The organism is Vibrio sp. AK197 (assembly GCF_053903115.1).
This window is the reverse complement of sequence record NZ_CP096430.1, coordinates 2,284,919-2,298,517: the sequence shown is the minus strand read 5'-3', so window position 1 is coordinate 2,298,517 and position 13,599 is coordinate 2,284,919. Positions and strand designations below refer to the sequence as shown.

The 13,599-nt window shown below is 46.7% G+C and carries 13 protein-coding genes; 2 read left to right on the top strand and 11 right to left on the bottom strand.

The features are described from left to right. Positions 1-3 precede the first annotated feature (3 nt). The 5 genes from rlmH to leuS all read right to left on the bottom strand — a co-directional run bounded on the left by rlmH (position 4) and on the right by leuS (position 5,246). Complete coding sequence (gene rlmH / locus M1D72_RS17700) at positions 4-474, bottom strand: 23S rRNA (pseudouridine(1915)-N(3))-methyltransferase RlmH (RefSeq protein WP_390189007.1); 471 nt, start codon at positions 472-474, stop codon at positions 4-6. Positions 475-477: 3 nt separating this feature from the next. After that, a complete protein-coding gene (gene rsfS / locus M1D72_RS17695) occupies positions 478-795 on the bottom strand; it encodes a ribosome silencing factor (RefSeq protein ID WP_390189008.1) in 318 nt (105 codons plus the stop codon). A 54-nt stretch (positions 796-849) separates the two neighbouring features. Further along, the gene (holA, locus tag M1D72_RS17690) at positions 850-1,869 is read right to left on the bottom strand and encodes a DNA polymerase III subunit delta (RefSeq protein ID WP_456296054.1); all 1,020 of its coding nucleotides are present in this window, start codon (positions 1,867-1,869) and stop codon (positions 850-852) included. Positions 1,870-1,878: 9 nt separating this feature from the next. After that, complete coding sequence (locus M1D72_RS17685; RefSeq protein WP_456296053.1) at positions 1,879-2,511, bottom strand: LPS-assembly lipoprotein LptE; 633 nt, start codon at positions 2,509-2,511, stop codon at positions 1,879-1,881. A gap of 161 nt (positions 2,512-2,672) precedes the next feature. Further along, positions 2,673-5,246, bottom strand: coding sequence for a leucine--tRNA ligase (gene leuS, locus M1D72_RS17680; RefSeq protein ID WP_456296052.1), 2,574 nt, complete (start codon positions 5,244-5,246; stop codon positions 2,673-2,675). A gap of 142 nt (positions 5,247-5,388) precedes the next feature. Here leuS and M1D72_RS17675 point away from each other — a divergent pair, with 142 nt between their 5' ends. Next, positions 5,389-5,859 carry a zinc ribbon-containing protein gene (locus M1D72_RS17675; protein ID WP_390189012.1) on the top strand — a complete coding sequence of 157 codons (471 nt, stop codon included), beginning with the start codon at positions 5,389-5,391 and terminating at the stop codon, positions 5,857-5,859. Between the two features lie 39 nt (positions 5,860-5,898). Here M1D72_RS17675 and lnt read toward each other — a convergent pair whose 3' ends face one another. From lnt to miaB, 5 genes are all read right to left on the bottom strand, one after another. Further along, positions 5,899-7,437 carry an apolipoprotein N-acyltransferase gene (lnt, locus tag M1D72_RS17670; protein WP_456296051.1) on the bottom strand — a complete coding sequence of 513 codons (1,539 nt, stop codon included), beginning with the start codon at positions 7,435-7,437 and terminating at the stop codon, positions 5,899-5,901. Between the two features lie 28 nt (positions 7,438-7,465). Next, a complete protein-coding gene (gene corC / locus M1D72_RS17665) occupies positions 7,466-8,365 on the bottom strand; it encodes a CNNM family magnesium/cobalt transport protein CorC (protein WP_390189041.1) in 900 nt (299 codons plus the stop codon). Between the two features lie 125 nt (positions 8,366-8,490). After that, entirely contained in the window at positions 8,491-8,955 is a 465-nt protein-coding gene (ybeY, locus tag M1D72_RS17660; protein ID WP_456296050.1) for an rRNA maturation RNase YbeY, read from the bottom strand. Continuing rightward, positions 8,955-10,067, bottom strand: a complete 1,113-nt coding sequence (locus M1D72_RS17655; protein ID WP_456296049.1) for a PhoH family protein — start codon at positions 10,065-10,067, stop codon at positions 8,955-8,957. Before M1D72_RS17655 ends, ybeY begins: the two co-directional genes overlap by 1 nt. 71 nt (positions 10,068-10,138) lie before the next feature. After that, positions 10,139-11,563, bottom strand: a complete 1,425-nt coding sequence (gene miaB, locus M1D72_RS17650) for a tRNA (N6-isopentenyl adenosine(37)-C2)-methylthiotransferase MiaB (protein ID WP_456296048.1) — start codon at positions 11,561-11,563, stop codon at positions 10,139-10,141. A gap of 249 nt (positions 11,564-11,812) precedes the next feature. Between miaB and M1D72_RS17645 the strand changes: the two genes are divergently transcribed. Next, positions 11,813-12,967 carry a 2-octaprenyl-3-methyl-6-methoxy-1,4-benzoquinol hydroxylase gene (locus M1D72_RS17645; RefSeq protein ID WP_456296047.1) on the top strand — a complete coding sequence of 385 codons (1,155 nt, stop codon included), beginning with the start codon at positions 11,813-11,815 and terminating at the stop codon, positions 12,965-12,967. 77 nt (positions 12,968-13,044) lie between these two features. On the opposite strand, the gene crr is transcribed toward M1D72_RS17645, so the two are convergent. Next, on the bottom strand, positions 13,045-13,554 hold the full coding sequence (crr, locus tag M1D72_RS17640) for a PTS glucose transporter subunit IIA (RefSeq protein ID WP_390189046.1): 510 nt from the start codon (positions 13,552-13,554) through the stop codon (positions 13,045-13,047). Positions 13,555-13,599 lie beyond the last annotated feature (45 nt).

Here is a 13,599-nt window from a genome sequence, read left to right as displayed (position 1 = left end):
AGGCTATTCTCGATGATATGGATGATTAGCGGTAATGCTCCATGCGCGGTATAGGCTTTCAGCCATCACAATACGCACTAGGGGATGAGGCAGCGTCAGGGGGGACAATGACCAGCTCTGATCCGCTGCGGCTTTGCATGCCGGTGACAGACCTTCCGGACCGCCGATAAGAATTGATACATCACGGGCATCTAACTTCCACGCTTCAAGCTGCTGAGACAATTGTTCGGTATCCCAGCGCTTTCCGGGAATATCCAACGTGACGATGCGGTTGCCTTTCGGTACCGCTGCCAGCATCGCGTCACCTTCTTTTTGCAAAATCCGCGCGATATCCGCGTTTTTCCCTCGTTTGCCAGCCGGAATTTCGATAAGTTCAAGTGGCATGTCATGGGGAAAGCGGCGGCGATACTCTTGAAAACCTTCTTCAACCCATTTGGGCATTTTGGTTCCCACCGCGATTAGCTGGATTTTCATGCTTTAGTTCCACAGTTTCTCAAGTTGGTATAACTCGCGATACTCTTCCTGCATCACATGCAACATGGCGCTGCCCATATCAACAACGACCCATTCGCCTTCTTTTTCGCCATCAATACCCAGCGGTTCAAGGCCTGCCTGTTTCACTTCGCTGGCCACATGGTCGGCGATAGAAGCAACATGACGCTTAGATGTACCGGTGCAGATAATCATGTAATCAGTAACACTCGACTTGTCAGTTACATCGAGGGTAACGATGTTTTGCGCTTTCATGTCGTCTGCTTTGTCTGCTAGAAAGTTTTTTAAATCTTGATGTAACAATATCTGATCCTCTAATGACTTAACTTACCCACTTTTTTGCGGCGGCGCAGTATATCATGCTTTAGTAAATTGCACTTGTGGCATGCAGATCTCGGTGCTCAATTGATGGAGTAATGGCCAAGCCGACTCCTCATATTGAGTTTTGCTGACGATCTCTAATTGCGCGAGGGTTTGTAAGCATTGGTGTAAACGTGTAACCGAAAGGCGGTTTATGGCCGCTGAATAAATCGGGCGCTTAGATTGCCAAATTCGATGACGTTCAAACAGTTGCGCCAACGGGGTATGCCGAGCTTGGCTCTGTAGTTGAGTAAGAAGGATAAGTTCCTTTTGAATGGTTCGCGCCAAGATCGTGATTTCAACACCTTCCGCCTCCAACTGACGTAATATTCGCTGAGCACGCTTCGCTTTTCCGGCGAGCAATGCGTCTGACCAGTGAAAAGGGGTGAAGTGGTTGTGGCGACTCAGCGACTCTTCAAGCCGAACCAAATTGAGCTGCTTATCCGGATAGAGTAGCAGCAGCTTTTCAAGGCTCTGTACTAGCGCAAGCAGGTTTCCTTCATGCCACTGTGCGAGCATTTGAACGGCCTGGGCATCCGCTTGGAGTCCGAGTTGTCGACAGCGGGTCTGAACAAATTGTGGTAAGCGTTGTTGGTCAGGAGATAAGCAGTTTACGTGGCAGCCATTGACCATTAACGCTTTGTACCACTTGCTGTTTTCCTGCGCTTTGGTCAGCTTGGTACCGATAACGACCAAGGTAATGTCTTGGTGCAACATATCGGCTAACGCAACCAATTCTTTGGTCATTGCCGTGGTGAGCGTTTCAGGGAGTTCCACTTCGATTAACTGCCGAGCAGAAAATAGACTCATGGCTTGGCAGCAGTCGTAGAGTGAGTTCCAATCAAAACTGGTATCGACGCCAAAGCGGTGACGTTCTTCAAAACCCTGAGCCATCGCGGTGTGGCGGATCGCTTCTTTTGACTCTTGAAGTAGCAACGGCTCGTTACCAAACAGTAGATAAACTGGCTGCAGCGATTTGCTCAGGTGTTCAGCTAATCGATCGGCGAAAATTCGCATCGTGACCTCTTATTGCTGCGTCTCTGACGGAGTTTCGGGTTCAACGGACTCTGAGCCTGCACTGGTCTTCACGTCGTATTGTTCGTCATTTAATTCAATCTGCTTCTCTTGAATATCGGTTTGAATTTCATTCGCAGAAATATCGGCTTTAAGGCGCGCCATTTGACGAATAATTTGCGAAGCCGCCACTTGGCGCATTTCATCCTCAAGCATGTCGCGTTCGACGGATTTAGCAAGGGCTGTCAAAGGGTTATCTAGATAGCTTCGCGTTACGCTGGTCGAAAGGGTTTTGCTACCCAAATTCGGTACTGTAACTCGGTATGAGGTTCTTAGCGTCAGCTCTTTTTCTGCTGCTCGTGTATTTTGGTACAGCGATAGCGTACGTTCACCGACACTTTCACTGATCAAGTGTAAATTAGGAATGTCTTTACCTGGTGACACGATGTCTATTTCGTTCATGCGAAGTTGGCTACGTACCATGCGCGTAAAGGCACTGTATTGGTCATAGCTCGTCAGTGACATCGCGTGCAGTTCGCTTGGAACTGAATAGTCACCTCTTAGGTGAAAGCCGCATGCGGTGAGGAGGGAAGACAATATCAGAATACAGGTTAACTTAATGGCAGGCATAGAAATCAGTCGCATGAATTAATGGCTCTCTGTGTTAGGCATTATTTATCTTAAATTACTGGTGATGCAATAAACTAAGATAAATAAACAGGGCGGACTTGCCACCCTGTTGAATCACTTTCACCTTGCGGAAGTTGCTGCCGCAAGGTCTTAGTCATAGACGTTATTTTACGTGATTAGTTCGCAACGATGTTCAGAAGTTTACCCGGTACGTAAATCACTTTACGAATAGTTTTTCCTTCTGTGAACTTCACAACGTTTTCGTCATTTAGACCAAGGCTTTCTACTTGCTCTTTGCTGGCGTCTGCAGCAACCGTCAATTTCGCACGTAGCTTACCGTTAACCTGAACGACGATCAGTTTCTCATCTTCAACTAAGGCTTTTTCGTCATATGAAGGCCATGTCGCGCTGTCGATGTTGCTTTCGCCCAATGCGACCCACATTTCAAAACATACGTGCGGAGTAATTGGGTATAGCATTGCAACAACCGCTTTCAGGGCTTCGTCTAAAATGGCACGATCCTGAGCAGACTCTTGCGGCGCTTTGGCTAACTTGTTCATTAGTTCCATGATCGCTGCAATCGCAGTATTAAAGGTTTGACGACGTGAAATATCATCAGACACTTTTGCGATAGTTTTATGAACATCACGACGCAGCGCTTTCTGGTCACCGCTTAAGGCCGATGTATCGACACTCTCTGCAACGCCTTTATCGGTGTGCTCTTTTACCAATTTCCAAACACGTTTTAGGAAGCGGTTTGCGCCTTCAACGCCAGATTCTTGCCATTCAAGGGTCATGTCAGCCGGTGATGCAAACATCATGAACAGACGTACGGTGTCGGCACCGTATTTATCAACCATTTCTTGTGGATCGATACCGTTGTTTTTGGACTTAGACATTTTGATCATGCCTGAGTGCTCAACTTGACGGCCTTGGTGATCAATGGCTGACGTTATGTGGCCTTTACCATCACGCTCAACACGTACATCAGTCGGTGAAACCCACTCTTTTGTGCCTTTTTCGTTGGTATGGTAGAAAGCATCTGCCAATACCATGCCTTGACACAGAAGCTGTTTGAACGGTTCATCTGATTTTACATAACCAGCATCGCGCAGCAATTTATGGAAGAAACGCGAGTAAAGTAAGTGCATACAAGCGTGTTCGATACCGCCTACATATTGGTCGACTGGCAGCCAGTAGTTGGCTTTTTCTGGATCAAGGATATCATCTGCTTGTGGGCTACAGTAACGGGCGTAGTACCAAGACGATTCCATAAAGGTGTCAAACGTATCGGTTTCACGTAGGGCAGGTTCGCCGTTAAAGGTCGTTTTTGCCCACTCTTTATCTGCTTTGATTGGGCTGGTAACGCCGTCCATAACCACATCTTCTGGCAAGATAACTGGGAGTTGGTCTGCAGGTACCGGGTGAACTTGGCCATCTTCGGTGGTGACCATTGGGATTGGTGCACCCCAGTAACGTTGACGCGAAACGCCCCAGTCACGTAGACGGAAATTCACCGTGGTTTTACCTTTCCCCATGGATTCGAGCTTCGACGCGATCGCTTTAAACGCTTGTTCAAAATCGAGGCCATCAAATTCACCAGAATTGAACAGTACACCTTTTTCGGTCTGAGCGGCTTCGCTGATGTTTGGTTGACTGCCGTCGGCTGCAAGAATGACAGGTTGTAGCTCAATGCCATATTTGGTTGCGAACTCAAAGTCTCGTTGGTCGTGGGCTGGTACCGCCATGACCGCACCTGTGCCGTAATCCATCAACACAAAGTTAGCCACGTAAATAGGTACTTCACGTCCATTTAAAGGATGGATTGCTGTTAAGCCCGTATCCATGCCTTTTTTCTCCATTGTTGCCAACTCTGCTTCAGCGACTTTGGTGTTTTTACATTCTTCGATAAAGGCGGCAAGCTCTGGATTGTTTTGCGCTGCTTTTGCTGCCAGAGGGTGGCCAGCGGCAATGCCAACATAGGTAACGCCCATCAGGGTGTCAGGGCGCGTGGTATACACTTCGAGTTCGCCACCGTCTTTGACGTCAAACTTAAGCTCAACACCTTCAGAGCGACCAATCCAGTTACGCTGCATGGTTTTGACCATTTCAGGCCAACCATCTAGGTTATCCAGATCATCCAGTAGTTCTTGAGCGTACGCGGTGATCTTAATAAACCACTGAGGGATTTCTTTTTGTTCTACAGGAGTATCACAACGCCAGCAACAACCATCTTCAACTTGTTCGTTGGCTAGTACGGTTTGGTCGTTTGGACACCAGTTAACAGAAGAGGTACGCTTGTAAACTAAGCCTTTTTCGTACAATTTGGTGAAGAATTCTTGTTCCCAACGGTAGTACTCTGGGGTACAGGTGGCGAATTCACGATTCCAGTCGTAGCCGAAACCCAGCAGTTTTAGCTGGTTTTTCATGTATTCGATGTTTTCGTAGGTCCAAGGTGCTGGCGCGGTTTTGTTTTTTACTGCAGCATTTTCCGCTGGTAGGCCAAAGGCATCCCAACCGATTGGTTGCATGACATTTTTACCTTGCAGACGCTGGAATCGAGAAACAACATCACCGATAGTATAGTTACGCACGTGCCCCATGTGGAGTCGACCACTTGGGTATGGGAACATGGAGAGACAGTAGAATTTTTCTTTGTTTGGGTCTTCTTGCACAACAAAGGTTTTGTTGTTTTCCCAGTGCTGTTGAACTTTTTGTTCAATATCTTGCGGGTTATATTGGTCTTGCATCGATGATATCCATTATCTTGGAATTTGTGAGTTCAATTTGAACAGATACTAATAGATCGTCATAGAATACCTAAAGGCGCCGAGTACAACAATAGCTCAGGCAATATTCGGCGTATTCAAGCTTGAGTGAAAGGAGGTTAAGATGCCAAATCGTAAAACCGGATACGAAGCTATGTTGAAAAATGTAGTGGATACGTTAAAAAAGAGTCCCGAGGAGCTTAACCATGTGGTGGAGCAATCCGGTAAAGTGGTCGAAGCGGCAAATGACCTCACTAAAGATGAACTCGCTCTGATTTCTGCTTACCTGAAATCAGACTTGAAAGAGTTCACCGACAGTTATGAAGAGAGCAAATCCGGGCCATTTTATTTGGCGTTGTCGAATTCCATTTGGCAAGGGTTACTTGATATTACTGACAGAACACGTCTGGAATGGATGGAGCTTTCTTCAGATTTAGAGCATCAGGGCCTGTACCAAACTGGTGATATGATTGCTCTCGGTGTTTTGGTGTGTGAACGCTGTGGACACAAAACACAATACACTCATCCAACGGAAATCTCCCCTTGTGTTGAATGTGGTAATGACCACTTCTCACGGCAACCTCTGAAACCATAAATAAAAAAGGCTCCGAACGGAGCCTTTTTTATCAAGTGCTTAGCTAACTTGCTTCGCATTGAGCTTGGCAGGAAGAATGCTTCGCCACCAGGCGACGACAAAGGCAAGTAAACACAGCAGATAAAGTGGCCAAGAACCCAATTGATGGTACGGCGTTTGCCCGGTGGTTGAATGAACCTCTGCTTTGAGCACACCGGTTTCGAACTGTGGTAATTTCGCGGTGATGCGCCCTTTGTAATCGGTCACGGCAGTTAGGCCATTGTTGGTTGAGCGAATGACGGGCTTACCAAGCTCGAGTGCCCGCATTTGCGCGATTTGCATATGCTGTAGCGGGCCAATAGAGCGTCCAAACCAAGCATCATTAGACAGTGTTAAAATAAAATCGGTATCGTCAGTCACGTTGGCACGCACTTGCTCATTGAAAATGATTTCATAACATAGCGCCGCTGCAAGTTGCCGATCATGCGCAATCAAGTTTGGCTGGATATAATCGCCACTACTAAAGGAAGACATTGGCAAATTAAAAAATGGCGCGAGTGGACGAAGTATACTTTCAAAAGGTACAAATTCGCCAAATGGTAACAAATGGTGTTTATGATACCGCTGCCCAACATCATATTGATAGGGCTCTTCAGGCGTCATGCCAAGAGTGAGGACGCTATTGAAAAAGCGTTTATCTTCATCACGATTAACCACGCCTGTGATGAGGGCGGTGTCGTTATTACGAGCTGCACTGTCTAAGGTTTCCAGAAATGAAGAGACTTCAAATTCAAAAGCGGGGATTGCGGCTTCCGGCCAAATAACGATATCCGCATCCCAATTCTCTCGACTTAAATCGGTATATTTTAAAATGGTCGGCCAGCGTTGGCTTGGCACCCATTTAAGTGCCTGATCGATATTCCCTTGAATAAGCGCAAACTTAGTCGAACGTTCACTGGTTGTGATCCAATCAACGCCATTTAAGCCAAAGCCAGTAGCGAAAACAACCAGTGGAATCAGTAGCGTGATCCACTGCTTACGCAAAACGCTGTAGCTCAAAGAAGCCGCACAGAGCATGATCACATAAGTGACTAGCTCAACACCACCCAGCGGCGCAAAGTTACCAAGAGGCGTCTCTAGTTGGCTGTATCCGAGCCATAGCCAAGGAAATCCCGTCATCACCCAGCCGCGTAGCCAATCTGTGATTAGCCATAAAACCGGAATCGCCAAAAAGTAGCGGTGTCGCGAAAGGCGTGGAAAAAAGCGGTTACTCAGCCAAGCAAATAACGCAGGGTAGAGGGCAAGATAGCTGACTAGCAGCGTCATTAACAATACACTGGCGGCTTTAGGCATTCCACCAAAGGTATCAATGCTGATATGTACCCAGCTGATGCCGGTGGCAAATTGGCCTAGGCCCCAGGTAAACCCCGTCCAAAGTGCTGCTTTCGGGCTCTGACGCGAAATCAACAGTAACAGAATAAATGGGCTTAATAGAGCAAAAGGCCAAAGATGGTAAGGGGCAAAAGAAAGAGTGGTGCTAGCGCCAACAAAAGCGGCCACAATGGGCCGCCATAGGCGATGAAAGAGCGTTTTTTTCATCGAGAGTCTTTTAAGCTGAATGATAGGGTTAGTCTTCGGCAATCTCTGGTAGCGACTCTTGGTCTGGAACCGTGACTTGCAACTGGACAACACGTCGATTATCGGCGGAGGTAACCTTGAAACTATACCCTGCGATTTCAACAACTTCACCACGAGATGGTAGGTGGCCAAACGAGGTCATCACCAAACCGCCAACCGTGTCGACTTCATCGTCGCTAAAGTCAGTGCCGAAAGTCGAGTTAAATTCGTCGATGGTGGTCAGCGCCTTGATCGAGTAGGTATGTTTAGACAGTTTACGAATTTCGACTTCTTCTTCGTCATCAAATTCATCTTCGATCTCCCCAACAATCTGTTCGAGAATATCTTCGATGGTGATCAGACCCGAAACGCCGCCAAATTCGTCAACCACGATCGCCATGTGGTAACGCTCTTCGCGAAACTCTTTCAGTAGACGGTCAACCCGTTTACTGCCGGGAACAACAACTGCAGGCCGAATCACTTCTTCGATGTTAAATTCAGCACTGTCGGAGCCCAAATATTTGAGTAAGTCCTTCGCTAGTAGAATGCCTTCAACATGGTCTTTGTCTTCGCTTATGACAGGGTAGCGAGAGTGCTGTGCATCTGTAATAAGCGTGACCAGAGCGTCGAGATCGTTGCCACGATCGACGGTGACCATTTGCGAACGAGGGATCATGATGTCTCTCACTCGCATCTCTGATATTTCCATAACGCCTTCGAGCATACCTCGCGTGTCGTGGTCTATCAGATCGTTTGATTCGGAATCTCGAATCACATCAACCAGTTCTTGGCGGTCTTTTGGGTCACCTTGAAACAGTTGGCTTAGGCGTTCAAAGAAGGACTTTCTACTCGGACCTTCAGACTTTTCTTTTCCTTCTGCTGCCGCAGAGGGCGAATTATCGTCGTTCATTGTTTCTCATTTACGTTTCGCTATCAAACGTGTGATAGCACACATAGACGTCACCAACGATCGTTACATTTCACGGTTTCGGTGAAAGAACTTAGCGGTGTTGGGGACATCCGCGAAGAGTAAAGTTACTCTTTTTCAGCAAGGTAAGGGTCGTCAAACCCCATTTCTTGCATGATTTTACTCTCAAGTGATTCCATCACTTCAGCGTCATCATCTTCAATATGATCATAACCTAGCAGATGTAAGCTACCATGTACAACCATATGAGCCCAGTGAGATATGAGCGGTTTTTGTTGCTCATCTGCCTCTTTTTCAACGACTTGTCGACAAATGACTAAGTCACCTAATAGTGAGAGCTCAATGCCCGGAGGGGCCTCGAAAGGAAAAGATAACACATTGGTTGGTTTATCTTTTCCTCGGTAGTCTCGGTTTAGAGACTGGCTCTCTTCACTATCGACGATGCGAACTGTGACTTCTGCCTCATCTTTTATCGGCAATATTGCGGCTTCTAACCAGCGTTGTACTTGGTCTGCCTGTGGCAGACCAAGTTCTGTTTCGACCGCAAGTTGCAGATCAAGTTCGATACTCATTATTTACTGGTTTCCTCAATGGTATCAGAGTTCTCTGGGGCTTGAGTGGTTGCCGTTTGGCTCTCAACTAACTTCGCTTCCCGCTCTTCGCGTCGGCGCTGCTCATACGCTTTACGCTCTTTTTGATCTTGCGCTTCCCATTTTTCATAGGCATTAACGATACGTGCCACCACCGGGTGGCGAACCACATCGTCTGACTGGAAGAAGTTAAACGAAATTTCATCGACTTCACCAAGTACTTCAATCGCATGGCGAAGGCCTGAACGCGCTCCGCGAGGTAAGTCTATCTGCGTAATATCACCAGTAATGACGGCTCGAGAGTTGAAGCCAATACGGGTTAAGAACATTTTCATTTGCTCTACCGTGGTGTTTTGGCTTTCATCCAGAATGATAAAGGCATCATTCAACGTTCGACCACGCATGTAAGCCAGCGGTGCCACCTCGATAACATTACGTTCGATCAGCTTTTCGACGCGTTCAAAGCCGAGCATTTCAAATAGTGCGTCGTACAACGGTCGCAAGTAGGGATCGACTTTTTGGCTTAAGTCACCGGGTAGGAAACCCAATTTCTCTCCCGCTTCAACCGCCGGTCGAGTTAATAATATACGGCGAACTTCTTGGCGCTCTAAAGCATCTACGGCAGCTGCTACGGCAAGGTAAGTTTTACCCGTACCCGCAGGGCCGATACCAAAGCTAATGTCGTGCGTTACCATATTCACGAGATATTGAGCTTGGTTTGGCGTTCGAGGCTTGATGACCCCTTTTTTGGTCTTAATAAAGACCTCTTTGCCATGGTCAAACTCTGACTCAGTGTTTTGCTCAAGGACACCAGATTCTTTTACCGCCAAATGAATTTCTTCAGGATCAATATCAGGAATATGACCTTTAACTGGCGCGGTACTGACGTAAAGTGTCTTGAGGATGTCAAGGGCTGCCGCAGAGGTGTGAGGTTTACCCACAATCGTAAAGAAGTTACCTCGGTAGCTAATTTCAACACCTAAACGGCGTTCTAAGTGTTTGATGTTGTCATCGAAAGGACCGCAGAGACTCGCAAGTCGGCGGTTATCTGAAGGTTCTAGATCGATTTCTAGCGTTACAATTTTATTGCTCAATGTTGCCTCTCAATATGGCCATTTAAGGGAACCTGAGCTCGACCAGGTTCCCAATGGCAGTTTATACGAACTTAAGGCGTAAAGGTTGCAACACCCAGTTCGTCTTCACGTCGAGTCTTCTCCATCATTTCTGTTGGTGAAGTGACAACGCGAAGGTTCATGTCTTTCTCTGTACGCAGTAGTTCGCCACGTAAAGAGTTCGGGAAAACGTCCAAAATTTTCACATCGACAAACTGACCGATTAGATCAGCCGAGCCTTCAAAGTTTACGACACGGTTGTTTTCGGTACGACCGCGAAGTTCCATGAGGTTCTTTTTCGACGGACCTTCTACCAAAATACGCTGCTCTGTGCCGAGCATCAAGCGCGAATAGCGCATTGCCTGAGTGTTGATCTGCTGTTGCAGTTCATACAAGCGTTCTTTCTTCTCTTGTTCACTGACATCGCAAGGGTAATCTGCTGCCGGCGTACCAGGACGAGGTGAGAAAATAAAGCTAAAGCTCATGTCAAAGTCTACGTCGCGAATCAACTTCATTGTATCTTGGAAGTCTTTATCGCTTTCACCGGGGAAACCAACGATAAAGTCTGAACTGATTTGAATATCAGGACGAGCTTTACGCAGTTTACGAATCGTTGATTTGTATTCAATCGCAGTGTGCGGACGTTTCATCATGGTTAAGATGCGGTCACTGCCACTTTGTACCGGTAGGTGTAAAAAGCTCACGAGTTCTGGTGTGTCTTCGTACACAGCGATAATATCATCGGTGAATTCCATCGGGTGGCTGGTGGTGAAACGAATACGATCGATACCATCGATAGATGCGACAAGGCGCAGTAGCTCTGAAAATGAGCAAATATCACCATCAAACGTTGGACCACGATAAGCGTTCACATTTTGACCCAGAAGGTTAACTTCACGCACACCTTGTTCTGCCAGTTGAGCGATTTCAAACAAGACGTCATCCATTGGACGGCTGACTTCTTCACCACGCGTATAAGGCACTACACAGTAAGTACAGTATTTAGAACACCCTTCCATAATTGAAACAAACGCCGTCGGACCTTCAGCACGAGGCTCAGGTAAGCGGTCAAATTTTTCAATTTCTGGGAACGAGATATCCATCACTGGCGCATCATCATTTTGAGATTGTCTGATCATCTCTGGAAGGCGATGCAATGTTTGTGGACCGAAAATGACGTCAACGTAAGGTGCACGCTCTCGAATGTGGTCACCTTCTTGAGTGGCAACACAACCGCCGACACCAATGACCACACCGGGTTTGGTATCTTTAAGGTTTTTCCAACGACCAAGCTGATGGAACACCTTTTCCTGCGCTTTTTCACGGATCGAACAGGTGTTCAATAGTAGGACGTCTGCTTCTTCTGGAACTTCAGTAAGCTCGTAGCCGTTCGCGGCGTTAAGCAGATCTGCCATTTTTGATGAATCGTACTCGTTCATCTGGCAGCCCCAGGTCTTAATTAGCAGTTTCTTACTCATCTCACTTTCGCTCGTGTTAATTCTCAATAAACCATGAACATTTCGTTCAAATTATAGCCGCCCTCTCGGCGGTAGGCGGCGTATTGTACTGCTTTCAAAACCCACTGACTAGTGTTGAAAGAAAAACAGTCAAACACTATGTATTGTAAGGACTTTGCCCTTATCGGACTTAAGGTTTTTCGTTACATTTGAGTGATGAAAAAGTACAATTAAAAACTGTTCAAAAATCAACATGATGAAGTGTAAAAAATGAGCGCATATGATATCGCGGTTATTGGTGGCGGCATGGTCGGTGCGGCGACAGCCATTGGTTTTGCAAAGCAAGGGCAACGTGTTTTATTGGTCGAGGGCCGTGAACCGTTGGCGTTTTCGAGCGATCAAACGATGGATATTCGTGTCTCTGCCATTTCTGACACTTCAGTCGCGTTGCTTAAGCAGCTAGGAGCTTGGAGCGCCATTGAAGCAATGCGTGTATGCCCTTATCGCCGCTTAGAAACCTGGGAAACGCAAGCGTGTCGCACTCGTTTTCATGCGGACTCTCTAAACCTTGACCAGTTAGGGTTTATTGTTGAAAACCGAGTGTTGCAGCTTGGCCTATGGCAGCAATTCAACCAATACCCTAATCTGACGCTCAAGTGCCCAGACACATTGGCGAGTATTGAGTTGGGTGAGCAATATCCGCGTTTAAAGCTAACGTCAGGAGAAGTACATACCGCCACTTGGATTGTTGGCGCTGATGGAGCAAACTCAAAAGTTCGAGAGATCGCGAATATCGGTGTCACCGCTTGGGATTATCGTCAGCACTGCATGTTGATCGCTGTGGAAACGGAGTTACCTCAACAAGACATTACTTGGCAGCAATTTACGCCTCGTGGGCCTCGTTCTTTTTTACCTCTATGTGGGCATCAAGGTTCGCTCGTATGGTACGACTCACCGAGTAAAATAAAGCAGCTAAGTCGTCTGTCAACACAAGCGTTACGTGAGGAAATATTATCGACATTTCCGGCAGAGTTGGGTGATATCAAAGTACTAAGTCACGGTGCTTTCCCACTGACTAGGCGACATGCGCAGCGTTATTATCAAAACAACTGCGTATTAGTTGGTGATTCGGCGCACACTATTAATCCTCTTGCGGGGCAGGGCGTCAACTTAGGCTTTAAAGATGTGATTGCATTGTTGCAAGCCAGTCAAGATAAATCGCTGTCTGAAGGTGCGCTGGCTCAGTATCAACGCCGCCGTCGTGGGGATAACTTGATGATGCAAACGGGAATGGATATGTTTTACAAAGGATTCAGTAATTCTCTACCACCAGTGAAATTTATTCGAAATGCGGCATTGAAGTTGGCTGAGCATTCCGGCCCAGTTAAGCAGCAAGTACTTAAATACGCACTAGGCTTAGCTTAGAAATATACGACGAGACAACAAAAAAACGCTGCTCAATGAGCAGCGTTTTCGTATTCTTTGCTAAGTAAAAGCGATGTTTACTTAGTTACGCGCAGAACAGGCGTTTCACCAACAGTGACTGAACCAGAAAGCTTATTCAGCTCTTTGATTTCATCCATGTTAGAGATAACAACAGGTGTCAACGTTGATTTCGCTTTCTCTTCTAGAACAGAAAGGTTGAATTCAATGATAGTGTCACCAGCTTTCACTGTTTGACCTTCTTCAGCGATGCGAGTGAAACCTTCGCCTTTAAGCTCAACAGTATCGATACCAAAGTGAACAAATAGCTCAACGCCATCGTCAGATTCAATTGAAAACGCGTGGTTGGTTTCAAAGATCTTGCCGATAGTACCGTTAACAGGAGCTACCATTTTATCACCAGATGGTTTGATCGCGATGCCGTCACCAACGATCTTCTCAGCGAATACGACATCTGGCACATCTTCGATATTTACGATTTCACCAGAAAGTGGCGCGATAATCTCGATGGCACCTGCGTCAGCGCTGTCATCAGATACAAGCTTCTTAAGTTTGTCAAACAGACCCATTGTGTCATGCTCCTAACGTTTTGATTTATTCTGTGCGAATTATAC